Genomic DNA, 21,651 nt, shown 5'->3' with positions numbered 1-21,651 from the left:
TCACACCACCAGCCTGCGGTAGAAGTAGTGGCGCGCCAGGACCGCGCCGACCGCGAACAACGCGGCCAGGAACGCCAGGTGACCGAGCATCGCCGGCCACGGCACCCCGCCGAGCGTCACACCCCGGGCGAGCTGGTTCCCGTGCCACAGCGGGGAAATCCACGCGAGCCAGCGCAGCGCGAGCGGGATCTGCTCGATCGGGAAGAACGTGCCCGCGAACAACGTCATCGGCATCACGACGAACCGGAACAACGCGGTGAAGCGAACGCCCTCGTCGAAGGTGCTCGCCGCGAACGCCGTGACCGGTGCCGCGCAGGCCAGCCCGGTGACCACGCCCGTCAGCACCACGAGGAGCGCGCCCGCGTTGAGCCACGCCCCGAACGGCAGCGCGATCACCGCGTACACCGTGCTCGCCAGCGTCAACCGCAGCGCGACCCACGCGAAGTGCCCGCCCAGCAGCTGCCCGGCGGTGATGGGCGTGGCCGTGACCGCCAGGTAGTCCTTCTGCCACTTGAACCCCGACAGCACCGGGTACGTCGACTCGCCGACCGCGTTCTGCATCGCGGCGGACACCAGCAACGCCGGCGCGATGTACTGCACGTACGGCAGCCCGCCCGTGGCGGGCCCGGCGCGCACCTGGGAACCGAAGCCCAGCCCCATCGCGATCAGGAACAGCAGCGGCTGCAGCCCGGACGAGTACAGGTTGGACTTCCAGTACCGGCGGTACCACGTCCAGCTGCCCTCGACGCGCAGCCACGCCGCCCGCCAGGACCCGACGACCCGGCCCGTGGAAACGACCATCAGTCCACCAACGTCCGGCCGGTGAGCCGGAGGAACACGTCCTCCAGCGTGCTGCGCCGCACCAGGCTCGACAGCGGCCGCCAGCCCCGTGCGTGCACCTGTTCCAGCGCCGACTCCCCCGCCGCGGTGTAGAGCAGCACGCGGTCGGGCAGGGCTTCCACCCGCTCGGCGAGATCGGCGAACGTCTCCGCCGGAACCTCCTGCCCCGGCGGGAAACGCAGCTCCAGCACCTCACGGGTGGAGTACCGCGCGATCAGCTCGGCGGGCGAGCCCTCGGCGACGATGCGCCCGGCGTCCATGACGACGAGCCGGTCGCACAGCTGTTCGGCCTCATCCATGTAGTGCGTCGTGACGATCAGCGTGACGCCCTGCGCCTTGAGCCGGAACAGCCTGTCCCACAACAGGTGCCGGGCCTGCGGGTCCAGCCCCGTCGTCGGCTCGTCGAGCAGCAGCAGCTCCGGTTCGTTGACCAGCGAGCGCGCGATGGTCAGGCGCCGTTTCATGCCGCCCGACAACGGATCGACCTCCGCGTCGGCCCGGTCGGACAGCTGCGCGAACTCCAGCAGCTCGTCGGCCTTGCTCCGCGCCCGCGCCCGCGACAGCCCGAAGTAACGCGCGTACACCTGGAGGTTCTGCCGGACCGTCAGCTCCGTGTCCAGGTTGTCCTGCTGCGGCACCACGCCGAGCCGCGCGCGGATCCGCGGGCCCTCGACGTCCGGGTCCATGCCCAGCACCCGCAGGTCCCCGTCGGAGCGCGGCGAAACGCAGGCGATCATGCGCATGGTCGAGGACTTGCCGGCGCCGTTCGGGCCGAGGAAACCGAACGCCTCGCCGCGGCGCACCTCGACGTCGATCCCCCGGACGGCCTCGAACCCGCCGAAGCGCTTCACGAGCGCTTTGGCCTGGACCATGTTCGGTGCTTCGTCCACGCCGAGCACAGTACGGGCAGGCACCGACAGTTTCGAACCGTTTACCGGATCGCTGCCCGGGTTGCGCGGGCGAAGGGCACCGAAAGCCTTCGAGGTGTCAGCCCGCCAGCTCCCTCGACAGCGCGAAGGCCGCCGTGCGCACCGCCGGTGCCAGGCGGTCGAGGTCCAGGCGCTCCACGCCGCCCGTGATCGAGATGGCCGCGAGCAGGCGGCGCCGCGCGTCGTACACCGGGGCGGCGACCGCCGCGACCCCCGCCTCGGACTCCTCGCGGTTGACGCCGTAGCCGCGCTCGCAGACGCGGTCCAGCTCCCGGCGCAGCAGGCCCGGCGCGACGATCGTGCGGGGTGTCCGGCGCGCCAGGCCCGCGGCGGCGACCTTCGCGAAGTAGCCGGGCGGCCCGAGCGCGAGGAAGAGCTTGCCCGTGGCCGTGCAGTGCACGGGCATGCGTGAACCGACCCGCGACAGGATGGGCGTCGAGCGGTGGCCCGTCACCTTCTCCAGGAACAGCGTGTGCGGCCCCGCGGGAACGGCGAGGTGGATGTTCTCGTGCGTGGACTCGTACAGGTCCTGCAGGTACGGCAGCGCGGCCTCCCGCAGGTCACGGCGGCGGGGTGCGCGCTGGCCGAGTTCGAAGAGCTTGACGCCGAGGCGGTAGCCCTGGCCCGCGCGCTCCAGGCCGCCCCAGCGGACGAGTTCGGCGGCCAGCCGGTGCGCGGTGGCCTTCGGCAACCCCGTGCGCTCGGCCAGTTCCGCGAGCGTCAGCTCGGTGTCGGTCGCCTCGAACGCGTCGAGGAGCGACAGCCCACGGGCGAGCACCGATCGGGGCGAGGCGCCGGCGCTGGCGGTCATGGGAGGAATGGTGGCCGGAACCGGCCCGGGGCGCAACGCTCCCGGGCCGGTCCTAGCGGCTCACAGGTCGGGGAACCACAGCTTCAGCTCGCGCTCCGCCGACTCCGGCGAGTCCGAGCCGTGCACCAGGTTGAACTGGGTCTCCAGCGCGAAGTCGCCGCGCAGGGTGCCGGGGGTGGCCTTCTCGACGGGGTCGGTGCCGCCCGCGAGCTGGCGGAAGGCGGTGATCGCCCGCGGCCCCTCGACGGCGATCGCCACGACCGGGCCGGAGGTGATGAACTCCAGCAGCTCGCCGAAGAACGGCTTCTCCTTGTGCTCGGCGTAGTGCTCCTCGGCGACCGAACGCTCGACGGTGCGCAGTTCCAGTGCGGCCAGCGTCAGGCCCTTCCGCTCGATCCGCGAAATGACCTCACCGACGAGGCCGCGCTTCACGCCATCGGGCTTGACCAGGACCAGCGTGCGCTCACTCACGACTCTGTTGCTCCTTTATCAATTGTCTCGGTGTGCGCAGCCTACTGATGCCGTCCCGGCCGCTCGGGCCGGAGGGTCTTCGACCACAGTGAACTGCCCTTCCCGTCCCGGAGATCGACGGTCAGCGCACCGCTGGCGCCGTCCACGTTCAGCTCCCCGAAATGCTGGAAACCCTCCAGCGGCGAAGTGTTCGCGGCGGGCGGGGCGTGGACGAAAACCGCCTCCGGGCCGAACGTCGGATCGAGCGTGTTCGGGCCGAACGCGCCCGCGTGCAGCGGACCGGAAACGAATTCCCAGAACGGCGAGAAATCGGCGAACGCCGCGCGGTCGGGCGAATAGTGGTGCGCCGCGGTGTAGTGCACGTCGGCGGTCAGCCACACGACGTTCACCACGTTCCTGATCCGGTGCAGCACCCAGGCCAGCTCGGCCTCCCGGCCCGCGGGCGCGCCCGGCAGCGCGTTCGCGACGCCCTCGATCCCGCTGCCGTCCGGCACGACCAGGCCGATGGGCAGGTCGGCCTGCACGATCTTCCACGTCGCCGTGCTGCGGTTGAGCCCGTCGACGAGCCACCGCGCCTGCCGGTCCCCCAGGATGTGCCCCGGCTTGGTCTGGTCCGCGGTGTTGGCGTCCTTGTAGGTCCGCATGTCCAGCACGAAGATCTCGACGTGCCTGCCGTAGCGGAAGCTGCGGTACACGCGCCCGTCGACGGCCCGCTTGGCGTCGATCGGCTGCCACTCGTGGAACGCCTGGAACGCCCGCTGCTTGAGCACGTCGACGCGCTTCTCGGTGTACTGCGGCAGGTCGAGGATCTCGCCGGGGTACCAGTTGTTGGTGACCTCGTGGTCGTCCCACTGCACGTAGCTGGGCACGGCGGCCGCGAACGCCTTCACGTTCTCGTCGAAGAGGTTGTAGGCGAACTGGCCGCGGTACTCGTCGAGCGTCTCGGCGACCTTCGACTTCTCCGGCGTGACGATGTTGTGCCACACCCGCCCGTCGGGGAGCGTCACGGACTCCGTGAGCGGGCCGTCGGAGTAGACGGTGTCGCCGCTGTGCAGGAACAGGTCCGGCCGGCGGGCGGCCATCGCGGCGTACGGCGTCATCCCGCCGATGTCCGGGTTGATCCCCCAGCCCTGGCCGACGACGTCGCCGGACCACAGGATCCGCGTGTCGCACCGGCCGAGCGGGACCGTGCGGAACCGGCCGGTCAGCGGCTCGCTCGTGGCGCGGCCGTCCTCGGCGGTGACGCGGTAGTGCAGCTCGGTGCCCGCGGGCAGGCCGCTGACGCGCAGCTTGCCGGTGCCGCCGGTGTCGGGGGTGAGCAGCGGGCCGCGGTACGTGCGCGCGTTGCGGAAGGACGGGTCGCGGGAGATCTCGACGACCATGCGGGACGGGCGGTCCGCGCGGGTCCACACGATGGCGGAGTCGGCGGTGACGTCACCGGACTGGATGCCGTGGGTCAGCACGGGCCGGTCGCGGCGGACGAGCGGGGCGGCGGCGAACGCCTGCGGGGCGGCGAGCGCGCCGGCCGCCAGCGCGCCGGCGGTGAGCGCGCCGGTTCTGAGCAGGGAACGGCGGGTCTGTTCGGTCATGCCCGGTTTCTATCCGGCGCCGGGGGCGTGCGGGCCAACTCCCGCTGTCCCCCGGATGAACGAGAAACTTTCGTGATCAGCAATTTTGCGTGCCACGCAAGTTTTGCGTACGGTGGGCGTCATGGGGTTGCGGGAGCAGAAGAAGCAGCAGACCCGGCAGGCGTTGTCCGACGCGGCGCTGCGCCTGGCCGTGGAACGAGGCTTGGAGCACGTGCTCGTCGAGGACATCGCCGCAGCGGCGAACGTCTCGCCGCGCACCTTCAACAACTACTTCCGCAGCAAACAAGAGGCGATCGTCTGGCGGGCCGTCCAACGCACCACCAGGGCAGCCGAACTGCTGCGCGAGCGCCCCGCGGACGAGCCGGTGTGGGACGCGGTGAGCAACGCCGTGCTGGCCCAGTTCGCGGGCGCGGGCGCGCCCACCGACGCGTGGCTCGCCGGGGTCCAGCGGATCCTGCGGAACCCCGCGCTGCAAGGGGAGTTCCTCAGTAGCCACCAGGCCGCCGAGCTGGAGCTGGCGGCGGCGATCGCGGAGCGGACCGGCACCGACGTCGAGCGGGACATGTACCCGCGGCTCCTCGCGGGCGCGGTCAGCCTGGCCACCCGGGTCGCGCTCGACCACTGGCTGCGCGCCGAGCCGCCCTCATCCATCGAAGAGTTGCTGCGAGAGGCCCTCGCCGGACTGCGTGAGGGCCTGCGGAAGGAGACAGCGTGAACGCGGACGTCGTCATCGCGGGCGGAGGGCCGAACGGCCTGTTCCTGGCTTGCGAACTGCGCCGGGCCGGGGTGGCACCCCTCGTCCTGGAACGCCTTGCGGAGATCAGCACCCAGCCGAAGGCCAACGGGCTCGTCGGCAGGGTGGTGCAGGCCATGGACTACCGCGGGCTGTACGAACGGCTTTCGGGGCAACCGGGCCCGCCCACGCCGACCCCGGTCTACCAGTTCGCCGGGTTCGGCCTCGATCTGCGTGCGGTGGCGGACAACCCGCTCTACACGTTGCCGATCCCGCAGCGGGTGCTGGAGGAACGCCTGGACGCGTACGCCGCCGAACTCGGCGTGGCGGTGCGGCGGGGCTGGGAGCTGGAGTCGTTCGAGCAGGACGACGACGGCGTCACGCTCGAAGTCCGCACGCCTGCAGGCAGACAGCGCTTGCGTACGCGGTTCCTCGTGGGAGCCGACGGGGCGCACAGCACGGTCCGGAAGCAGGCGGGCATCGGGTTCCCCGGCAGCACCGACGACCGGTTCGTCACACGCACCGGGCTGGTGGTGATCCGCGACCCGGGGCTCGTGCCGGAAACCGGCGAGCTCGAGGTGCCCGGCGAGGGACGGGTGCGGCCGCTCCAGTGGCACTGGACTCCGCGCGGCGCCTTCGCCTTCGCGTCGTTCGAACCGGGCGTGCACTTCATCGGCTCCGCCGAATGGGACCAGCCGGCGGTCGACGGGCCGGTCACGTTCGAGGAGGTGCGGGACGCCTTCTGCCGGGTCGTCGGGCGGGACGTGGTGGTGGAACCCGCGCCGGGCGCGGCGGAGTGGAAGCGCCGGGCCGGCAGCAACGCCCGGCAGGCTGAGCGCTACCGCGAGGGCCGGGTCCTGCTGTTCGGCGACGCCGCGCACGTGCACCCGTCGTTCGGCGGACCGGGGCTGAACCTGGGGCTGCAGGACGGGCTGAACCTGGCCTGGAAGCTCGCCGCGGAACTGGGGGGCTGGGCCCCGGACGGGCTGCTCGACACCTACCACCGTGAACGGCACCCGGTCGGGCGCCGCGTGCTGCTGCACACCGTGGCGCAGGTGGCGCTGCTCTCGCCCGGCGAGGACGTGCGCGCGGTGCGGCAGATCTTCGGCGAGCTGCTCGACGAGGACGTCGTGCGGCGCCGGATCGCGGAACTCCTCGCGGGCGCCGACGTGCGGTACGAGATGTCCGCGGCCCCGCATCCGCTGCTCGGCCGGTGGATGCCCGACCTGCCGCTGGGCACGACGCGGGTCGGCGAGGTGATGCGGGCCGGGCGCGCGGTGCTGCTGGACTTCACCGGTGAGTTCGGTGAAGCGGTCGAGCCGTGGCGGGACCGCGTGGACCACCTGCGCGCCGAGACCCCCGAGCCGCCCGCGCCCGCGGTGCTCGTGCGTCCCGACGGCTACGTGGCGTGGGCCGGTGGCAGCGGGCTCGACGAGGCGTTGCGGACGTGGTTCGGCGCCGTCACCGCTGTTGCTGGCTAGGCAAGGTCCCGGCCGCCATGCGCCGGGCCACGTCCCGGCGCAGCCAGAACGCCCACAGCCAGAACGCGAGGAACAGCAGGCCGATCACGCCGATCGCGGTGATGGAGAACAGGAACGCGATCAACGCCAGCTGCAGCACGACGATCACCACGCCGATCCACGGCCGCCGGACGAACCCGCAGGCCACCAGCAGCAGGATCGCGATGGCGATCACCGCCCAGCCCTTGACCGTGCCGACACCACCGCCGAGCCGCGCGACGACCGGCAGCGCCAGTCCGACGGTGATGGCCTCGCACACGAGCGTGCCGGCCATCACCCCGCGGAAGGACTTCATCGGGTCCTTCGCGGGCGGCTTGACGGCGCCCTCCTGCGGTGCGTCACTCACGCGGGTTCCTTTCCGAACAAAGTCCTCGCCTCACCCGCGGTCACGACCGAACCGGTCACCAGCACGCCGCCACCGGCCAGCGGCTCGTCGTCGGTCTCCTCGACCAGCGCGACGGCCGTCTCGATGGCCGCGTCCAGGCTGGGCTCGGCGACGACCCGGTCCTCGCCGAAGATCGACAACGCGAGGTCGTTCAGCTCGTCCAGCGGCATCGCGCGCTCGGAGTTGTTGCGGGTCACCACGATCTCGGAAACCACCGGTTCCAGCGCTTCGAGGATGCCCCGCGCGTCCTTGTCCCCCATCACGCTGACGACCGCGGCCAGCCGCCGGAAGGCGAACTCCTCGCTGATCGTGGCGGCCAGGGCGCGGGCGCCGTGCGGGTTGTGCGCGGCGTCGATCAGCACCGTCGGCGCGGCACGCACGCGCTCCAGCCGTCCCGGCGTCTGGACCTCGGCGAACGCCTCGCGCACCGCCTCGATCACGAGCTGCCTGTCCTTGCCCGCCCCGAAGAACGCCTCGACGGCGGCCAGCGCGAGCACCGCGTTCTGCGCCTGGTGGGCACCGTGCAGCGGCAGGAAGATCTCGTCGTAGATCCCGCCGAGCCCCTGCAGCGTGAGCAGCTGGCCGCCGACGGCGATCTCCCGGCGCAGCACGGCGAACTCGCTGCCCGCGCGCGCGACCGTCGCGTCGACCTCGACCACCTGCTCCAGCAGCACGCGCTGCGCCACCGGGTCCTGCTCGGCGAGCACCGCGACGCTGCCGGGCTTGATGATCCCGGCCTTCTCCCCCGCGATGCCCGCGAGGTCACCGCCCAGGTACTCGACGTGGTCGATGCCGACCGGGGTGATCACGGCGACCTGGCCGTCGGCGATGTTCGTGGCGTCCCAGCGGCCGCCCATGCCGGTTTCGATCACCGCGGCCTCGACCGGCGCGTCGGCGAACGCGGCGAAGGCCATGCCGGTGAGCACCTCGAACTTGCTCATCGGCGGCCCGCCGGCCCCGTCCACCATCGCGATGTACGGCGCGATGTCGTGGTAGATGTCGACGTACTTCGACGCCGGGATCGGGACGCCGTCCAGCGCGATGCGCTCGGTGACGAGCTGCAGGTGGGGGCTCGTGTACCGGCCTACGCGCAGGCCCATCCTGGTGAGCAGCGCGTCGATCATGCGGACCGTGGAGCCCTTGCCGTTGGTGCCCGCCACGTGCAGCACCGGGTAGGACTTCTGCGGGTCGCCCAGGACGGTCGCGAGCGCGCGGATGCGGTCGAGCGAGGGCTCGATCTTCGTCTCCGGCCAGCGCGTGTTCAGCTCGGCCTCGACCTTCAGCAGCTCCTGGCGGGCCTGCCGCTCGGTCTCCTCGAGGTCGACGGGGTCGACGTCCGCGGGGTCGTCGGGCAGAGGCCCGGCCACGAAGTTGTCGCCGCTGGACAGCTCGGCGGGGTACTCCTCTTCCACAGTTGTCAAGTCTAGGGCGCCGACGTTCTGGCAGTTTGGGCCCATGCCCTTCGACCACAACTCCCACTACCACCCGTTGTTGCTCCGCCACGTCCCCCCGGGCGCACGTCGGGCGCTGGACGTCGGGTGCGGAACGGGTCGGTTCGCACGGCGGCTCGCCGAGGCCGGGCTCGAGGTGGACGCCGTCGATCCGGACGCCGACGTCATCGCGGCGGCCCGTGCCCTGGGTGGTGGCATCTGCTACCGGCAGGAGGACGTGACCGAGGCCGAACTCGGCCGCTACGACTTCATCAGCTGCCTGGCCTCGCTGCACCACATGCCGTTCGAGACGGTGACGAAGCTGCGGGACGCGCTCAACCCCGGCGGGGTGCTCGTGGTGCTGGGCCTGGCGAAGCCGCGCTCGGCCGCCGACTTCGCGCAGTGGCACGTGCTCTCGCCGCCGCTCAACCTCCTCGCGCGGGCGGTCGTCGCCGCTGGCGAGCGGCTCAACGGCGGTCCGGACCACACCATCGCACCCCGCGTGCGGGACTGGACCATGACGATGACGCAGGTGCGCCGCGAGTCGGCGCGGCTGCTGCCGGGGAGCACGGTGCGCCCAGTGCTGTTCTGGCGCTACCTGCTGGTGTACCGCTTAGGGTGGTCGGCATGAGCAAACCAGACCCCCGTGACCTGCTGGGCATCCGCGAACTGCTCACCGACGAGGAGCGCGGGATAGCCGACACCGTGCGGGCGTTCGTGCGCAAGGAGGTCGCCGAGCACGCCGGTCAGTGGTTCGAGGACGCGGAGTTCCCGCGGCACCTCGTCGGCGCGATCGGCGAGATGGGCCTGCTGGGCATGCACCTGACCGGCTACGGCTGCGCCGGGACGAACGCGACGTCGTACGGGCTGGCCTGCCTGGAGCTGGAGGCCGGGGACTCGGGGCTGCGCAGTTTCGTGTCCGTGCAGGGCTCGCTGGCGATGTTCCCGATCTGGAAGTACGGCTCCGACGAGCAGAAGGAGCAGTGGCTGCCCGCGATGGCGCGCGGCGAGAAGATCGGCTGTTTCGGCCTCACCGAGCCCGACCGCGGCTCCGACCCGGGCGACATGCGCACGACCGCGAAGCGCGACGGCTCGGACTGGGTGCTCAACGGCGCGAAGATGTGGATCACGAACGGCACGATCGCGGACGTCGCCGTCGTGTGGGCGCGGGCCGAGGAAGGCATCCGCGGGTTCGTCGTGCCCACGGACACGCCGGGGTTCACCGCACGCGAGATCAAGCACAAGCTGTCGCTGCGCATGTCCGCCACCGCCGAGCTGGTGCTGGAGGACGTGCGGCTGCCGGAGTCCGCGGTGCTGCCGGGGGTGACCGGCCTGCGCGGCCCGCTGTCGTGCCTCGCCGAGGCGCGCTACGGGATCCTGTGGGGCGCGCTGGGCGCGGGCCGTTCCTGCTACGAGGCCGCGCTGGACTACGCGACGAGCCGCGAGCAGTTCGGCAGGCCCATCGGGGGTTTCCAGCTGACGCAGCAGAAGCTCGTGCAGATGGCGCTGGAGCTCAACAAGGGCCTGCTGCTCGCGCTGCACCTCGGCCGCCGCAAGGATGCCGGTGAGCTGCCGCCGGAGCTGGTCAGCTTCGGCAAGCTCACCAACGTGCGCACCGCGATCGACATCGCCCGCACCGCGCGGACCATCCTGGCGGCCAACGGGATCAGTCTCGAGTACCCGGTGATCCGGCACGCGAACAACCTGGAGTCGGTGCTGACGTACGAGGGCACCGAGGAGATCCACACGCTGGTGCTCGGGCAGCTGCTGACGGGACAGTCCGCGTACCGCTGAATGGGGTGACTTCGGGCGACACCACCCCTTCGGCGGCGCCGCCCGGCCGCGGCGGGGGCTAGGAAAGAAGCATGCGTGCTCGCCGGGGCCTCATCGTCGCCGTTCTCGCCGTCTGCACCGTGCTCGCGTCCGCGTTGACCGCTTCGGCACAACCGGCGCGGCTTTCGCGGTACGTCGCGCTCGGTGACTCCTACACCGCGGGCCCGCTGATCCCGTTGCAGCGCGTGGATCCCTTGGGGTGCCTGCGGTCCACGTCGAACTACCCGGCTCAGCTGGCGCTGCGGCTGCTGGTGTCGTCGTACACCGACGTCAGCTGCAGCGGTGCCGACACCGGCGACATGACGGCGCCGCAGTCGGTGCCGCTGGGCACGAACCCGCCGCAGCTCGACGCGCTGCGCCCCGACACCGACCTGGTCACGCTCGGCATCGGCGGCAACGACTACAGCGTGTTCGGCACGCTGGTGGGCACGTGCCCGGGGCTGCGGGCGAGCGATCCGACCGGCAACCCGTGCCAGCGGCAGTTCACGGTCGACGGGGTCGACACGATCAAGGCGAAGCTGCCCCAGACGCGGGCGAACATCACCGCCGTGCTCGCGGAGATCCACCGGCGCTCGCCGCAGGCGAAGGTGCTCGCGGTCGGCTACCCGCGGATCGCGCCGCCGAGCGGCACGTGCCCGGACGTCCTGCCCTTCGCCGACGGTGACTACGCGTGGCTCAACAGCGTGGAGGAAGCGCTCAACGCGGCGGTTTCCGGCGCCGCCGCCGATGGTGGGGCGTCCTATGTGGACACCTTCACCCCGTCGCTCGGCCACGACGCGTGCGCGGGCGCGGCGGCGTGGATCAACGGCAAGGACCTCAAGCTCACCGCCGCGCCGTACCACCCGAACTTCGCCGGGATGACCGGCCTGGCGGCGATCGTCGAGCGCGCGGTGCGCTGACGAGATCACGATCTTGGTCGCGAAACGGTTGCGGACGCCGTTTCGCCGTAACGAACGCCGTGGTGTTCCGATTGCCGGTTGTTGAGCTGACCGACGAGGCGGGACGAGTGGACGAGCAGGACATCGAGAACCACCCGGATCTGAGAGATCCGGACTGGCAGCGGCACGCGGTGAAGGAGGCCTGGGTCGACTACCGGCGCGACCGGCGCCGGGCGAAGCTGGGCAAGCGGCTGGCCATCACCGCCGTGGTGGCCGTCGTGCTGGCCGGAGCGGGGGTCGCGTTCTACTACTGGGGCAAGACGCACGCGGAAACCGCCGCGGACGCGACCAGCGGCGGCGGCACGAGCACGACCACGGCGCCGTCCGTGATCCCGGAGTTCGCGCGCGTGGACCTGTCCCACCCGTTCGACAAGACGCCCGCGCAGAACTGGCGGGAGGGGATCGAGGGGGTGACCTTCCCCGCGGCGGTGAAGGTCGGCGGGTTCTCCGAGAAGCAGGTCGCCACCGCGCTCGACCAGGTCAAGCAGGCCATCGTCCTGACCTCGCTCGACGCGGACGTGCTCCAGGGACACCGGCCGGACAAGTTCCTCGCCCTCCTCGCTCCGGACATCCGCGACCAGGTGCGGACGGACGCGGACCGCTACCTCACATACCTCACCATCGATCCCCCGCTGCTGCCCGTGCCCGCTCGCATGTCGGGTGCCGTCACGATGACCCCGCGGGGGCAGCAGGAACTCGTGCTCCACGTCGACTACGTGACCGCGTACGCCTTCGACCCCGGGAGCCGCACGATCACCAGCCCGGGCGACATGGAGCCGTTCATCCGCGTGCAGGCCGACTTCGTGGCCGAGCGGGGTGAGAAGTACCTCTACCTGGAAGACCGTGGTGGGTACAACTCGAACATCGCCTGCGAGGCGTCGAAGCGGAACCTGATCGCCCCCTCGTTCACGGAGCCGGACTTCGCGGGCCCGTCGCAGGCGCAGGAACCGGGCCAGTACGACCCCACGAAGCCGCTGCCCACCGAGGGCAACTGCCGCTGACGGAGAGCGCGGGCACGGGAGGTCCCGTGCCCCGCTTTCAGCTCCCGCTCAGCGGGAACGTCTCGAAGCGCTCGGCCAGCGCGGCGAACAGCTGACCGCTCACGGGCTGTTCTTCAGGTTCGGCGGCAGCTCCTGCCAGCCCTCTGGAACCGGCGGATGACGAGCACCCCCGGGAGACCGCACTCCTTTTCCACAGGCCAGACTCAACAGGCTAGACTGTGCATATGACCCGCGTTCCGAACGAGGTCGCGCGGCTCGCCGGAGCCCTGCGTGGCGTGGTGGGGCAGCTGCACCGGCGGCTGCGCCAGGTGGACAACGCCGGGGTGCTCACGCCGTCGCAGTCGGCCGTGCTCTCGCGGCTGCACCGCGACGGGCCCGCCACGCAGGCGCAGCTCGCCGCGGCGGAACACGTGCGGCAGCAGTCCATGGCCGCCACGCTCGCCGTGCTGGACGAGCTGGGCTACCTCGACCGCACCCGTGACCCCCGCGACGGCAGGCGGACCGTGATCTCCCTGTCGGAGCTGGGGAGCAAGACCGTGCGGGGCGTGCACCAGCACCGCGAGGAGTGGCTGGCCACGTCCCTGGCGGGCTTCACGGCGGAAGAACGCGAGACGGTCGCCAGGGCGCTGCCGCTGCTGGAACGCCTGGCGCAGAACCAGAACCCGGCCTGATCCGATCCAGGAGTGAGAACGACGACGGCACAGCGCACCGCGACGAGGGCACCCAGCCTGTTCGGCCCGAAGCTGGTCACCCCGCTGGTGGCCAGCGCGGTCCTCAACCCCATCAACTCGACGTTGATCGCGGTGGCGCTGGTGCCCATCGCGCACACCTTCGGCGCCCGCCCGGAGCAGACGGCGTGGCTGATCACGTCGCTGTACCTCGCGACCGCCGTCGGGCAGCCGGTGGTCGGCCTGTTCGTCGACCGGTTCGGCGCGCGGCGCGTGCTGCTGACCGGCGCGGTCATCGTGATGCTCGCCGGGATCGGCGGCCTGCTCGCGTTCTCGCTGGGCTGGCTGATCGCGGTGCGGGCGGTACTGGGGATCGGGACGTGCGCGGGTTTCCCGGCCGCGATGGCGGTGCTGCGGAAACGCGCGGACGCGGCGGGGCAGGGCGTGCCGAGCCGGATCCTGTCCGTGCTGGCGATGTCCGCGCAGACGATCATGGTGATCGGCCCGACCCTCGGCGGGGTGCTGATCGGCCTGTTCGGCTGGCCCGCGATCTTCGCGGTGAACATCCCGCTGGCCGGGATCTCCCTGCTGCTGGCGTTGTTCTGGGTGCCCAAGGACGACCGCGCCGGGCTCAAGCGCGAGCGCATCGACGTGCCGGGCATCGTGTTGTTCTCCGCCGCGCTGCTGGTGGTGCTGCTGTTCGTGATGGCACCGGCGCTCGACGACCTGTACCTGCTGGGCGTCGCCGTCGTGCTCGCGGCCGTCTTCGCACGCACCGAGCTGCGTGCCCGCCGTCCGTTCATCGACCTGCGGATGCTCGCGGGCAACGCGCCGCTGCTGCGCACCTACCTGCGCCAGTCGCTGGCCTTCCTCATCGTGTACTCGATCATGTTCGGCTACGTGCAGTGGCTGGAGGCGGCACGCGGGCTGAGCGAGGAACGCGCGGGGGCCCTGCTGCTGCCGATGTCGGCGGTCGCGGTGCTCGCGGCCGCGGCCTCGGGCAGGCCGACCGGCCTCTACGCCCGGCTGATCACGAACTCGCTCGCGCTGCTCGCCGGGTCCGCGCTGCTGCTGTTCGTGGACACCGGCACGTGGTTCGTGGTGCTCGTCGGCATGACCGCCGTGTTCGGGCTGGGCCAGGGGCTGACGAGTGTGACGAACCAGACAGCGCTCTACGGGCAGGCGCCCGCCGAGCAGATGGGCACCGCCAGCGGCCTGTTCCGCACCGCCCAGTACCTCGGCGCCATCGCCGCATCGACGCTGATAGCGCTGTGTTTCGGCCGGCAGACGACGTCGGCGGGGCTGCACCACCTGGCATGGGCGCTGGTCGGAGTCGGCGTCGTGTTGTTCGCCGTGACCGCCTTCGACCGCGGGCTGCGGGCGACCCGGTCTCGTCAGGAGCCGGCCGAGAACGGAAAATGACGGTGTGACACGGAACGCGCCGAGGGCCGACATCGACGAGGCCCAGCTGGAAGTCTCGAAGCCGAAGGACTGGGCCGCGGGCGTGCCCGGGGTGGCGGTCTCGCTGCTGCGGAGCGTGGAGCAGATGGGCGCCGGCCGGACGGTCCGCGCGCTGCGCCTGCTCAACCAGCGCCAGGGCTTCGACTGCCCGGGCTGCGCGTGGCCGGAGCCGCAGCAGGCCGACGGGGAGCACCGCAAGCTCGCCGAGTTCTGCGAGAACGGGGCGAAGGCGGTCGCCGAGGAGGCCACGAAACGCCGTGTCGGCCCGGAGTTCTTCGCCGCGCACCCCGTGTCCGAGCTGGCGGGCAGGACGGACTACTGGCTGGGCCAGCAGGGCCGCCTGACGCACCCGATGGTGCTGCGCGAGGGCGCCACGCACTACGAGCCGATCTCCTGGGACGACGCGTTCGCGCTCGTCGCGTCGAAGCTGCAAGCGCTTTCCTCGCCGAACGAAGCCGTCTTCTACACCTCCGGCCGCACCAGCAACGAGGCCGCGTTCCTCTACCAGCTGCTGGTCCGCTCGTTCGGCACCAACAACCTGCCGGACTGCAGCAACATGTGCCACGAGTCCTCGGGCGCGGCGCTGACCGAGTCGACCGGGATCGGCAAGGGCTCGGTGAGCCTCGCCGACATCCACCGCGCCGACCTGATCGTCGTGGTCGGGCAGAACCCGGGCACCAACCACCCCCGCATGCTTTCGGCGCTGGAGGAGGCCAAGGCCGCCGGTGCCCGCGTGATCGCCGTGAACCCGCTGCCCGAGGCCGGGCTGATGCGGTTCAAGAACCCCCAGACGCCGCGTGGCGTGCTGGGCAAGGGCACCGCGCTGGCGGACGAGTTCGCGCAGATCCGGCTCGGCGGCGACCTCGCGTTGTTCCAGGCGATCGGGCACCTGCTGCTGTCGTGGGAGGAGGCGGCGCCGGGCACGGTCGTCGACCACGACTTCGTGGGCTCCTCGGCACACGGCTTCGACGCCTACGCCAAGCACCTGCGGGAGCTCGACTGGGCGGCGGTCGACGCCGCGACCGGCCTGCCCCGCGAGCAGATCACCCGCATCGCGCGGATGATCGCCGAGTCCGAGCGCACCGTGTACTGCTGGGCGATGGGCGTGACGCAGCACCGCCACGCCGTCGCGACGATCCAGGAGATCACCAACGTCGCGCTGCTGCGCGGCATGATCGGCAAACCCGGCGCGGGCCTGTGCCCGGTGCGCGGCCACTCGAACGTGCAAGGCGACCGGACGATGGGCGTCTGGGAGAAGATGCCTGAGAAGTTCCTGCTGGCGCTGGAGGCGGAGTTCGGTATCCCGGTGCCGCGCGAGCACGGCTTCGACACGGTCGCCGCGATCCGCGCGATGCGGGACGGGAAGGGCAAGGTCTTCTTCGGCATGGGCGGCAACTTCGCCGCCGCCACACCGGATTCCGAGGCGACCGAGCGCGCGCTGCGGGCGTGCGAGCTGACCGCGCACGTCTCCACGAAGCTCAACCGGTCGCACGTGGTGCACGGGAAGACCGCGCTGATCCTGCCCACTCTGGGCCGCACCGAACGGGACGTGCAGGCGAGCGGGCCGCAGTTCGTCACGGTCGAGGACTCGATGTCGTGCGTGCACGCCTCCCACGGCCGCCTGCGCCCCGCGAGCGAGCACCTGCTGTCCGAAGTGGTCATCGTGTGCCGCCTCGCGCGGGCCCTGTTCGGGCCGGACCACGCCGTGCCGTGGGCTGAGTTCGAGGGCGACTACGACCTGATCCGCGACCGCATCGCCCGTGTCGTGCCGGGTTGCGCGGACTACAACACGCGCGTGCGGCAGCCGGACGGGTTCGTGCTCCCCCACCCGCCGCGGGACGCGCGCGAGTTCCGCACGGACACGGGCAAGGCGAACTTCACGGTCAGCGAGCTGGAGTTCCCGCGCGTGCCGGAGGGGCGGCTGCTGCTGCAGACGCTGCGCAGCCACGACCAGTACAACACCACGATCTACGGCCTGTCCGACCGCTACCGCGGCATCGAGGACGCGCGGCGCGTGGTGCTGGTGCACGCGCAGGACATCGCGGCACTCGGCTTCGCCGACGGCGAGGTCGTGGACCTGGTGTCGGAGTGGGAGGACGGCGAACGCCGCGCCGAGCGCTTCCGCCTGGTCGCCTACCCGACGGCCCGCGGCTGCGCCGCCGCGTACTTCCCCGAGGCGAACGCGTTGGTACCGCTGGGTTCCGTGGCGAAGAAGTCGAACACGCCGGTGTCGAAGGCGGTCGTGATCAGGCTGGAGAAGGCGGCCCGAGCGTCCTGAGCACCTGCGCGAGCGCCTTGTCCCAGTCGGCCCAGAAGTCGGCCGCCTGTCGTCATCGGCCAGCCTTCCTGCGGACTCTGCCGGGGATACTCACGTATCCCGGCGGGTCCGGTGGAGGAAATCCGCCAGGCTTCACCCCGATGGACCAATCACGTCCGCAGGTAGGACGCCCCGTTCAGGTCGAGGATCGCGCCTGACGCCCACGTGGAGCCCGGTGAGGCGAGGTAGACGATCGCTTCGGCGATCTCGCCCGGCTCCGCGACCCGGCCGAACGGGCTCTGCGCCCGCAGCGCCTCGCCCCGCTCGCCGGTGAGCCAGTCGGCGACGCGTTCCGTCGCGATGAAGCCCGGCGCCACCGAGGCGACCGAAATGCCGTGTGGCGCAAGGGAAACCGCGAGCGACTGGCCCATCGAGTGCAGCGCGGCCTTCGTCGCGCCGTACGCCGGGTGGTCCGGTTCGCCGCGGAACGCGCCACGCGAGCCGACGTTCACGATGTGTCCTGGTGCGCCTCGGGCGATCATGTGCCGGGCGACGCAGTACGTCAGGTCGGCCGCGCCGAGCAGGTTCACGGCCACGGATTCGCGCCACATCCGTTGCCAGTGCTCGAAAGACGTGTCGGCGAGCGGGTGCGCGGTGGCGTTCGTGGTGACGACGGCGGCGTTGTTGACGAGCACGTCGACCCCACCGAGTGCCTCTTCCGCGATGTCGGCGATCCGCTGGGGCTCGGCGGTGATGTCACCCTGGACGAGCGTGTGTCCCTTGCCCGGCAAGGCTTTCAGCGTCGCCTCGGCGTCAGAGCGGTTCGAGTTGTAGTGCACGGCCACGCGATCGCCCCGCTCGGCGAAGGCGTGCGCGACCGCCCGCCCGAGCCCGAACGCCGCACCCGTGACGAGGATGCCGCGGCTCATTTGGCGAACAACTGGGACTCGTCGCGGAACGCCTTGAACTCCAGCGCGTTGCCCGCCGGGTCGTGGAGGAACATCGTCCACTGCTCCCCCGGCTCACCCGCGAACCGCTGGTAGGGCTCGATAACGAACTCGGTGCCCGCGGCGCGCAGCTTGTCGGCGAGCTCGTGGAAGTCCTCGACGGACAGGATCAGTCCGAAGTGCGGCACCGGCACGTCGTGCCCGTCGACCGGGTTGCGGCCCGATTCGGTGCGGGCGCCGGGGACGACGTGCGTCACCACCTGGTGGCCGTGGAAGTTCCAATCCACCCACGCCGTGTCCGACCGCCCCTCGGGCAGGCCGAGCACGCCACCGTAGAACTCGCGGGCACGTGCCAGGTCGTCCACCGGGATGGCGAGGTGGAATCCGGGTCGGGTCATTTCGGCTGCTCCTCAGGTCGGCTTGTCCTCAGCTTGACCTTCCGGATGTCCGAATGTCAACATTCGGACATGGAACCGGTTCAGCGGCGGGGTCTCGCGGGCGAGGCGGCCGACCGCATCCGTGAGGAGATCTTCGGGGGGCGGATCACCCCCGGCAGCGCGCTGCGCGAGGTGGAGCTCGCGGCGCTGCTGCAGGTCAGCCGCGGTTCGGTGCGTGAAGGGCTGGCGGTGCTGGAGCGTGAGGGGCTCGTGCAGAGCGTGTGGCACAAGGGCACCCACGTCATCGGGCTGACCGAGGCCGACGTCGAGGAGGTGTACGCCGTGCGGGCGGCCCTGGACCGGCTCGCCTCGGTCACCGCAGCGGAGCGCGCCACGCCCGAGCAGCTCGACGAGCTGGACCGCCTGGTGGACCGGATGGTCAGGGAGACCGACGGGATGCGGATGCTGGCGCTGGACCTGGAGTTCCACGAGAGGATCTACGACGCGGCAGGCAACCGGCGGCTGCTCGACGCGTGGCGAGCGGTGCGTTCGCAGGTGCGGCTGTTCCAGTCCCACCGCGTGCGCCTCGGCCACGACCGGTACCGCGCCGCCGCCTGGGGCGAACACCGGGAACTCGCGAAGCTCATCCGCGCCCGCGACACCGCCCGGCTCGCGGAGGTGGCGGAGGAACACGTGCACTCAGCCCGCCGGGCACTGGTCGAGAAGCTGGCGCGGCCCCCAAGGAGGCAATCAGCGGGGTCGAAGGGCTGAGGGCGCCAGACGCGAATCCTTCACGGGACCGCCGCCGGTTTCCTGGGCAACCAGAGTGGGCGTGGTCCGGGAAACCGAACTCCGCCGACAGAAGCCGCCCCGCCTGCCGCCGACCACCGCCCGAGCGCCCGGCGTCCACCGCCGAAAACCCCAGCCCGGCCACCCAAGTAACCGCCCGGGCGCCCGGTTTCGCCAGGCCACCGGCCTCGGCCCCCCGAAACCCCGGGGAACTCAGCCCCCGAAGAGCTGGACCACCTTGCGGATCAGCTCGTAGACCCCGTACGCGAACGGCAGCCCGACCCACAGCCACGCCAGGGTCAACAGCCACGGACGCCTGCCCTCGTTCATTCCGCTTCCTTCCCCGCGGGCACGCCCGGCCGCCCCGCCGCCGGCTCGTGGTACTTCTCCTTCACCGGCCGCACGAACTCGTTGGCCACGAAGCCCACGACCAGCAGCGCGATCATGATGTAGAACGACGTCGTGTACAGGTCCGGCCCCTGCTTGCCCGCCTGCTTCTCGCTGTCCGCGATCGCGTTGACGATGAGCGGGCCGACGACGCCCGCCACCGACCACGCGGTCAGCAGCCGCCCGTGGATGGCACCCACCTGGTACGTGCCGAACAGGTCCTTGAGGTACGCCGGCAGCGTCGCGAAACCCGCGCCGTAGAACGACAGGATCACCATCGCGCACAGGATGAACACGACCTTCGACGAGTTCCCCGTCAGCGCGATGACCAGGTACAGCACCGCACCGATGCCGAGGTAGCCGCGGTAGATGTTCTTGCGCCCCACCAGGTCCGAAGTGGACGACCACACGAACCGGCCCAGCATGTTCGTCAGCGACAGCAGCGCCACGAACCCGGCCGCGGCCGCCGCGCCCACCGGCACCGACGTGCCGCGGAAGAAGTCGGTGATCATCGGCGACGCCTTCTCCAGGATGCCGATGCCCGCGGTGACGTTGAAGCACAGCACGATCCACAGGCACCAGAACTGCGGCGTCTTGATCGCGTTCGCCGCCGAGACGTTCGCCGTCGTGATCAGCGCGTTGCCGTTCGCCTTCGGCCGCTCCCAGCCCTTCGGCTTCCAGTCGTCCGCGGGCACGCGGATCAGGAACACGCCCAGCGACATGAACACCGCGTACACCAGCCCGTGCACGAGGAACGCCGCACCGATGCCGCCCGGCGTGCTGCCGAACGCCTCCAGCATCTGGCTCGACCACGGCGACGCGATGAGCGCGCCACCGCCGAACCCCATGATCGCGATCCCCGTCGCCATGCCCGGCCGGTCGGGGAACCACTTGATCAGCGTCGACACCGGCGAGATGTAGCCGATCCCGAGCCCGATGCCGCCGACGAGCCCGTAGCCCAGCACGACGAGCCAGTACTGCGACGTCGCCGCCCCCAGCGCCGAGATCAGGAACCCGGTGGAGAAGCAGCTCATCGACACGAACATCGCCCAGCGCGGGCCGTTGCGCTCGACGAGCGTGCCGCCGAACGCCGCCGACAGCCCCAGCATGACGATGCCCAGCTGGAACGGCAGCGCGCTGAGCGTGCCCGACAGGTGCAGCGCCTTCTCCAGCGGCGGCTTGAACACGCTCCACGCGTAGGCCTGCCCGATGGACAGGTGCACCGACAACGCGGCGGGCGGGATCAGCCAGCGACTCCAGTTGGCGGGCGCGACCGTGTGGGAACGGTCCAGGAAAGTGACGGCCACAGTGCTGCTCCCCTAGGCTGGATGGTGAGAGCAATCTAGTACCGAAAGCTTGTCGCCGCACCAACGGGTTGTGGAACTTTCGGGCAGACCGGCGGGGAGTGACGATCATGGGCCGAGTGACCGTGCGGCGGCCGGTGCGGGTGCTGTCCGAGACGGGGCAGCGGCGGCGGCCGGATTCGCTCGCCGCCGAGGAACCGCTGGAGATCCGCGTCGGCGGGAAGGCGCTCGCGGTGACCATGCGCACCCCCGGGCACGACGTCGAACTCGCCCACGGCTTCCTGCTGTCCGAGGGGGTGCTCGGCTCGCCGGACGACGTCTTCGCCGCGCGCTACTGCGACGGTGTCGACGATCAGGGCCGCAACACCTACAACGTGCTGGACGTGACGCTCGCCGAGGGCGTGGCGCCGCCGGAGACCGGGGTGGAGCGCAACTTCTACACCACGTCCTCGTGCGGCGTGTGCGGGAAGGCGGCGCTCGACGCGGTCAAGCTCAAGACGCGGTTCGCGCCGGGGCAGTCCCCGTTCGCGGTCACGCCGGAGGTCCTGGCGAAGCTGCCGGACGCGCTGCGCGAGCAGCAGAAGGTCTTCGCGAGCACGGGCGGGCTGCATGCGGCTGGCCTGTTCACCGCCGACGGCACCCTGCTCGCGGTCCGTGAGGACGTGGGCAGGCACAACGCCGTGGACAAGGTGCTGGGCTGGGCGCTGCTGGCGGGCCGGGTGCCGCTCGGCGACACCGGGCTGCTGGTGTCCGGGCGGGCCTCGTTCGAGCTGGTGCAGAAGGCCGCGATGGCCGGGATCCCGCTGCTGGCGGCGGTGTCGGCACCGTCGTCGCTGGCGGTCGAGCTGGCCGAGGAGAACGGCATGACGCTCGTCGGCTTCCTGCGCGGCGCGAGCATGAACCTCTACACCGGGGAACAGCGCGTGCTCGAAAAGGCCGCCGCCGCGTCCTGACCGTTTTCCGGGGCCCGTGCATACGCTT

The 21,651-nt window shown here is 71.3% G+C and carries 22 protein-coding genes; 11 read left to right on the top strand and 11 right to left on the bottom strand.

Going from position 1 to position 21,651, the window contains the following annotated elements:
* The 5 genes from ABFX51_RS00720 to ABFX51_RS00700 all read right to left on the bottom strand — a co-directional run bounded on the left by ABFX51_RS00720 (window position 1) and on the right by ABFX51_RS00700 (window position 4,640).
* On the bottom strand, window positions 1-801 hold the full coding sequence (locus ABFX51_RS00720) for an ABC transporter permease (protein ID WP_177228870.1): 801 nt from the start codon (window positions 799-801) through the stop codon (window positions 1-3).
* Complete coding sequence (locus ABFX51_RS00715) at window positions 801-1,712, bottom strand: ABC transporter ATP-binding protein (protein WP_091512701.1); 912 nt, start codon at window positions 1,710-1,712, stop codon at window positions 801-803. The genes ABFX51_RS00720 and ABFX51_RS00715 overlap by 1 nt, the downstream gene beginning before the upstream one ends.
* A 115-nt stretch (window positions 1,713-1,827) precedes the next feature.
* A complete protein-coding gene (locus ABFX51_RS00710; RefSeq protein WP_346051398.1) occupies window positions 1,828-2,580 on the bottom strand; it encodes an IclR family transcriptional regulator in 753 nt (250 codons plus the stop codon).
* A 60-nt stretch (window positions 2,581-2,640) separates the two neighbouring features.
* Window positions 2,641-3,051, bottom strand: a complete 411-nt coding sequence (gene ndk / locus ABFX51_RS00705; RefSeq protein ID WP_091512562.1) for a nucleoside-diphosphate kinase — start codon at window positions 3,049-3,051, stop codon at window positions 2,641-2,643.
* Window positions 3,052-3,092: 41 nt separating this feature from the next.
* Complete coding sequence (locus ABFX51_RS00700; RefSeq protein ID WP_346051396.1) at window positions 3,093-4,640, bottom strand: alkaline phosphatase D family protein; 1,548 nt, start codon at window positions 4,638-4,640, stop codon at window positions 3,093-3,095.
* A gap of 121 nt (window positions 4,641-4,761) precedes the next feature.
* On the opposite strand from ABFX51_RS00700, the gene ABFX51_RS00695 reads away from it, so the two are divergent.
* On the top strand, window positions 4,762-5,355 hold the full coding sequence (locus ABFX51_RS00695) for a TetR/AcrR family transcriptional regulator (RefSeq protein ID WP_346051394.1): 594 nt from the start codon (window positions 4,762-4,764) through the stop codon (window positions 5,353-5,355).
* Window positions 5,352-6,854: an FAD-dependent monooxygenase gene (locus ABFX51_RS00690; RefSeq protein WP_346051392.1), complete on the top strand. Its 1,503-nt coding sequence runs from the start codon at window positions 5,352-5,354 to the stop codon at window positions 6,852-6,854. The genes ABFX51_RS00695 and ABFX51_RS00690 overlap by 4 nt, the downstream gene beginning before the upstream one ends.
* Here ABFX51_RS00690 and ABFX51_RS00685 read toward each other — a convergent pair.
* Window positions 6,835-7,188 carry a DUF4233 domain-containing protein gene (locus ABFX51_RS00685; protein WP_346051461.1) on the bottom strand — a complete coding sequence of 118 codons (354 nt, stop codon included), beginning with the start codon at window positions 7,186-7,188 and terminating at the stop codon, window positions 6,835-6,837. The genes ABFX51_RS00690 and ABFX51_RS00685 overlap by 20 nt on opposite strands.
* A 47-nt stretch (window positions 7,189-7,235) precedes the next feature.
* Window positions 7,236-8,690, bottom strand: coding sequence for a bifunctional tetrahydrofolate synthase/dihydrofolate synthase (gene folC / locus ABFX51_RS00680; protein ID WP_425425858.1), 1,455 nt, complete (start codon window positions 8,688-8,690; stop codon window positions 7,236-7,238).
* Window positions 8,691-8,733: 43 nt separating this feature from the next.
* Between folC and ABFX51_RS00675 the strand changes: the two genes are divergently transcribed.
* The 7 genes from ABFX51_RS00675 (at window position 8,734) to ABFX51_RS00645 (ending at window position 16,887) form a co-directional block, all read left to right on the top strand.
* A complete protein-coding gene (locus tag ABFX51_RS00675; protein ID WP_091512550.1) occupies window positions 8,734-9,339 on the top strand; it encodes a class I SAM-dependent methyltransferase in 606 nt (201 codons plus the stop codon).
* The gene (locus ABFX51_RS00670) at window positions 9,336-10,502 is read left to right on the top strand and encodes an acyl-CoA dehydrogenase family protein (protein ID WP_346051390.1); all 1,167 of its coding nucleotides are present in this window, start codon (window positions 9,336-9,338) and stop codon (window positions 10,500-10,502) included. Before ABFX51_RS00675 ends, ABFX51_RS00670 begins: the two co-directional genes overlap by 4 nt.
* Window positions 10,503-10,573: 71 nt before the next feature.
* A complete protein-coding gene (locus ABFX51_RS00665) occupies window positions 10,574-11,440 on the top strand; it encodes an SGNH/GDSL hydrolase family protein (RefSeq protein ID WP_091512548.1) in 867 nt (288 codons plus the stop codon).
* Window positions 11,441-11,511: 71 nt separating this feature from the next.
* Complete coding sequence (locus tag ABFX51_RS00660; protein ID WP_346051388.1) at window positions 11,512-12,480, top strand: hypothetical protein; 969 nt, start codon at window positions 11,512-11,514, stop codon at window positions 12,478-12,480.
* A 224-nt stretch (window positions 12,481-12,704) separates the two neighbouring features.
* A complete protein-coding gene (locus ABFX51_RS00655; protein WP_346051386.1) occupies window positions 12,705-13,151 on the top strand; it encodes a MarR family winged helix-turn-helix transcriptional regulator in 447 nt (148 codons plus the stop codon).
* Between the two features lie 87 nt (window positions 13,152-13,238).
* Window positions 13,239-14,570 carry an MFS transporter gene (locus ABFX51_RS00650; RefSeq protein ID WP_346051459.1) on the top strand — a complete coding sequence of 444 codons (1,332 nt, stop codon included), beginning with the start codon at window positions 13,239-13,241 and terminating at the stop codon, window positions 14,568-14,570.
* A gap of 4 nt (window positions 14,571-14,574) precedes the next feature.
* Window positions 14,575-16,887 (top strand): FdhF/YdeP family oxidoreductase, encoded by a 2,313-nt coding sequence (locus tag ABFX51_RS00645; protein WP_346051384.1) that lies wholly within the window; start codon window positions 14,575-14,577, stop codon window positions 16,885-16,887.
* A gap of 149 nt (window positions 16,888-17,036) precedes the next feature.
* Here the strand turns inward: ABFX51_RS00645 and ABFX51_RS00640 are convergent, their stop codons facing one another.
* Both ABFX51_RS00640 and ABFX51_RS00635 read right to left on the bottom strand, forming a co-directional pair.
* Entirely contained in the window at window positions 17,037-17,795 is a 759-nt protein-coding gene (locus ABFX51_RS00640) for an SDR family NAD(P)-dependent oxidoreductase (RefSeq protein ID WP_346051382.1), read from the bottom strand.
* Window positions 17,792-18,211 (bottom strand): VOC family protein, encoded by a 420-nt coding sequence (locus tag ABFX51_RS00635; RefSeq protein ID WP_091512536.1) that lies wholly within the window; start codon window positions 18,209-18,211, stop codon window positions 17,792-17,794. Before ABFX51_RS00635 ends, ABFX51_RS00640 begins: the two co-directional genes overlap by 4 nt.
* A 69-nt stretch (window positions 18,212-18,280) precedes the next feature.
* Between ABFX51_RS00635 and ABFX51_RS00630 the strand changes: the two genes are divergently transcribed.
* Window positions 18,281-18,961, top strand: a complete 681-nt coding sequence (locus ABFX51_RS00630) for a GntR family transcriptional regulator (RefSeq protein ID WP_091512534.1) — start codon at window positions 18,281-18,283, stop codon at window positions 18,959-18,961.
* 231 nt (window positions 18,962-19,192) lie between these two features.
* Here ABFX51_RS00630 and ABFX51_RS39550 read toward each other — a convergent pair whose 3' ends face one another.
* Entirely contained in the window at window positions 19,193-19,309 is a 117-nt protein-coding gene (locus tag ABFX51_RS39550) for an MFS transporter small subunit (protein ID WP_425425857.1), read from the bottom strand.
* Entirely contained in the window at window positions 19,306-20,673 is a 1,368-nt protein-coding gene (locus tag ABFX51_RS00625; protein ID WP_346051379.1) for an L-lactate MFS transporter, read from the bottom strand. The genes ABFX51_RS39550 and ABFX51_RS00625 overlap by 4 nt, the downstream gene beginning before the upstream one ends.
* Window positions 20,674-20,780: 107 nt before the next feature.
* Between ABFX51_RS00625 and fdhD the strand changes: the two genes are divergently transcribed.
* Window positions 20,781-21,623: a formate dehydrogenase accessory sulfurtransferase FdhD gene (gene fdhD / locus ABFX51_RS00620; RefSeq protein ID WP_091512529.1), complete on the top strand. Its 843-nt coding sequence runs from the start codon at window positions 20,781-20,783 to the stop codon at window positions 21,621-21,623.
* The last annotated feature ends 28 nt before the right edge of the window (window positions 21,624-21,651 follow it).

This window comes from Amycolatopsis dongchuanensis, assembly GCF_039542405.1.
Lineage (GTDB): Bacteria > Actinomycetota > Actinomycetes > Mycobacteriales > Pseudonocardiaceae > Amycolatopsis_E > Amycolatopsis_E sacchari.
Note: the sequence above shows the minus strand (reverse complement) of the source record. Positions and strands in the feature narration are given on the sequence as shown.

Excerpts from the sequence above, each read along its gene's own strand:
- ABFX51_RS00670 (WP_346051390.1), top strand. The coding sequence starts at position 9,336 with ATGAGCAAACCAGACCCCCGTGACCTGCTGGGCATCCGCGAACTGCTC.
- ABFX51_RS00640 (WP_346051382.1), bottom strand. The coding sequence starts at position 17,795 with ATGAGCCGCGGCATCCTCGTCACGGGTGCGGCGTTCGGGCTCGGGCGG.
- ABFX51_RS00675 (WP_091512550.1), top strand. The coding sequence starts at position 8,734 with ATGCCCTTCGACCACAACTCCCACTACCACCCGTTGTTGCTCCGCCAC.
- ABFX51_RS00630 (WP_091512534.1), top strand. The coding sequence starts at position 18,281 with ATGGAACCGGTTCAGCGGCGGGGTCTCGCGGGCGAGGCGGCCGACCGC.
- ABFX51_RS00685 (WP_346051461.1), bottom strand. The coding sequence starts at position 7,188 with ATGAAGTCCTTCCGCGGGGTGATGGCCGGCACGCTCGTGTGCGAGGCC.
- ABFX51_RS00635 (WP_091512536.1), bottom strand. The coding sequence starts at position 18,211 with ATGACCCGACCCGGATTCCACCTCGCCATCCCGGTGGACGACCTGGCA.
- ABFX51_RS39550 (WP_425425857.1), bottom strand. The coding sequence starts at position 19,309 with ATGAACGAGGGCAGGCGTCCGTGGCTGTTGACCCTGGCGTGGCTGTGG.
- ABFX51_RS00710 (WP_346051398.1), bottom strand. The coding sequence starts at position 2,580 with ATGACCGCCAGCGCCGGCGCCTCGCCCCGATCGGTGCTCGCCCGTGGG.
- ABFX51_RS00655 (WP_346051386.1), top strand. The coding sequence starts at position 12,705 with ATGACCCGCGTTCCGAACGAGGTCGCGCGGCTCGCCGGAGCCCTGCGT.
- ABFX51_RS00715 (WP_091512701.1), bottom strand. The coding sequence starts at position 1,712 with ATGGTCCAGGCCAAAGCGCTCGTGAAGCGCTTCGGCGGGTTCGAGGCC.
- ABFX51_RS00695 (WP_346051394.1), top strand. The coding sequence starts at position 4,762 with ATGGGGTTGCGGGAGCAGAAGAAGCAGCAGACCCGGCAGGCGTTGTCC.
- fdhD (WP_091512529.1), top strand. The coding sequence starts at position 20,781 with ATGGGCCGAGTGACCGTGCGGCGGCCGGTGCGGGTGCTGTCCGAGACG.
- ABFX51_RS00665 (WP_091512548.1), top strand. The coding sequence starts at position 10,574 with ATGCGTGCTCGCCGGGGCCTCATCGTCGCCGTTCTCGCCGTCTGCACC.
- ABFX51_RS00720 (WP_177228870.1), bottom strand. The coding sequence starts at position 801 with ATGGTCGTTTCCACGGGCCGGGTCGTCGGGTCCTGGCGGGCGGCGTGG.
- ABFX51_RS00700 (WP_346051396.1), bottom strand. The coding sequence starts at position 4,640 with ATGACCGAACAGACCCGCCGTTCCCTGCTCAGAACCGGCGCGCTCACC.